The sequence below is a fragment of the Galbibacter sp. genome (assembly GCF_035306585.1).
In the GTDB taxonomy this organism is placed as follows: Bacteria; Bacteroidota; Bacteroidia; order Flavobacteriales; family Flavobacteriaceae; genus Galbibacter.
In genome coordinates this window covers 1-2,201 of the sequence record NZ_DATGNU010000117.1, presented here as the reverse complement: position 1 = coordinate 2,201, position 2,201 = coordinate 1, and the positions used below count along the sequence as shown (strand labels likewise).

The following is a 2,201-nucleotide window of genomic DNA, read 5'->3' as shown; positions in this document are numbered from 1 at the left end:
TTCTTTGAATCACAGCATCTATTTCCAAGTATGTTGTTTTAATCAAACTCAAGGAAAAGGCAGCAGCTGCGGCGGTAAAAACAGAATAATCAAAAGCTCCTTTAATCCCGGAAGAAAATGTCATGGACAGTGCAAAAATCAACAGCAGCCATCCACTTAGTTTGGCAAAAAAAGAGGTTTTAAATCCAATTAACAAAAAGACGGCAAAGACCACCTCTAGAACCGTCGCTACAAACCCCAAAGCTGGGATCATCGACTCTGGAAACCACGGATTAATAATGGCTGTATATTCCAAAAATGATTCCCAGGTTCCCCAAGTAGAAAATTCATCACTCCATATTCCAAGTCGATCAGCCACAGCTGATAAAAAGCCCAAGGCAAGGGATAAACGAAGGGCAAGTTTAATGATCGTTTGCATAATTTTGTTTTATAAATAAAGATGGTTAATATACTTGTTTGCCTGCTAGAAAGGTTTTGTGCGCCTTCATCGTTGGTATCTCTTCTAAGGGTATGGTCATAATGTCTTTATCGAGTATTACAAAATCGGCCCACTTCCCTACTTCTATACTTCCTTTCTCATCTTCTTCGAAATTGGAATAGGCAGCCCAAATGGTCATTCCTTTTAAGGTCTCTTCTCGGCTTAAAGCTTGCGAGGCATAAAATCCATCCGCTGGATATCCTTTGACATCCCGACGTGCCGTAGCGGCATAGAAGGTTAAAAACGGACTAACATATTCCACAGGAAAATCCGTCCCTAGAACAATTCGGCCTGCCTGATCCAATAGGTCCTTGTAAGCATAGGCTCCTTTGATCCGCTCGGATCCCAGGCGTTCTTCTGCCCAGTACATATCGCTAGTGGCATGGGTGGGTTGTACCGATGCAATGATGTTATCGGAGAAATAATGAAAATCGTCTCGGTCTATGATCTGTGCGTGTTCCACCTTCCAGCGCTTATTCTCTTTCCCTGCTAAGGCCCTCTGGTAGGCTTTTAGTACTACTACATTGGCCGAATCACCAATGGCGTGAGTGTTGAGTTGAAAATCTGTCTTAGCTAAACGGTTAGCCAAGCCCTGTATTTGTGAAACTGGTGTCACCATCGCCCCAAAATGATGGTGTTGATCGCTGTAGGGTTCCTTCAAAGCAGCTCCTCTGGATCCCAGTGCTCCATCTGCATACGCTTTTACAGATTGTACATGAAGTTTATCCGTTTTTATAACACCGCGATCTATAAAATAATCTAAATCACTAGGGGTGTTATTAATCATGGCATAGATACGCATATCTAAAACACCTGCTTGTTGCAAGCTATCAATTAATAAGATCACTTGCTTTGACAGCCCAGCGTCGTTTACCGTAGTGAGTCCATACTGAAAACATTGCTCCTGCGCCTCCAGTAGGGCTTTAACCATGGTAGCCTTGGAAGGTGATGGAATGATCTTTTTGATCAGCTCCATAGGGTTGTCAATCAGCACTCCAGTGAGTTCACCATCTTTCAGTACAATTTCTCCTCCAGCGACCTTAGTCTTGGGAGTAATTCCAGCTAACTCAAGTGCTTTTTGATTGACCAGATAGGCATGTCCATCGATGCGGGTAAGCACCACTGCTGTTTCAGGAAAAAGGGAATCCAGTCCTTTTTTAGTAGGATAGGAGGTGTCCTCCCAATCATTTTGATCCCACCCTCTTCCCAAAATAAATTCACTTGGGTTTTCCTTAGTGAAACTCACAAGACGCTCCAACATGTCGTTATAGCTTGTGGTCCCCATCAAATCGGCTTGTTGACTATTGATGCCTAGACCATAAAAATGGCAATGGCCATCGATAAAACCAGGATAAACCGATCGACCCTGAAGATCGAGGGTCTGCTGAGATTGATAAGAATCCCTTATTTGCTCATTGGTGCCAACGGCTATGAATTTACCGTCTTTGATCGCTACCGCCTCCGCTTGGCGCATATTTTGGTCTACGGTGTATATGTTCGCACCCATTAGAATCAAATCTGCCTGCTGTCTGTTCTGACAACTTGTAAGTAGCACACACATGATCAGTAATAGAATTCTCAATTGAGCAATATGCTTTGTTTTCATTAGGAAGGATTTAGTTAATGACTACTAAGATACCGTAATTCAGAAAAAAACGGTGGATTTACATTCCACTATTTTAAAAAGCATTCAACTTTTAAAGCTAACTTTGCAGTGCTCAAT

The 2,201-nt window shown here is 42.5% G+C and carries 2 protein-coding genes; both read right to left on the bottom strand.

All coding sequences use genetic code 11. From position 1 onward, the window contains the following. Positions 1-418: DoxX family protein (locus VKY50_RS10735; RefSeq protein ID WP_324301689.1), on the bottom strand; the 418-nt coding region annotated here is incomplete at its 3' end. A 25-nt stretch (positions 419-443) separates the two neighbouring features. Continuing rightward, a complete protein-coding gene (locus tag VKY50_RS10730) occupies positions 444-2,084 on the bottom strand; it encodes an amidohydrolase (RefSeq protein WP_324301687.1) in 1,641 nt (546 codons plus the stop codon). Positions 2,085-2,201: the final 117 nt, after the last annotated feature.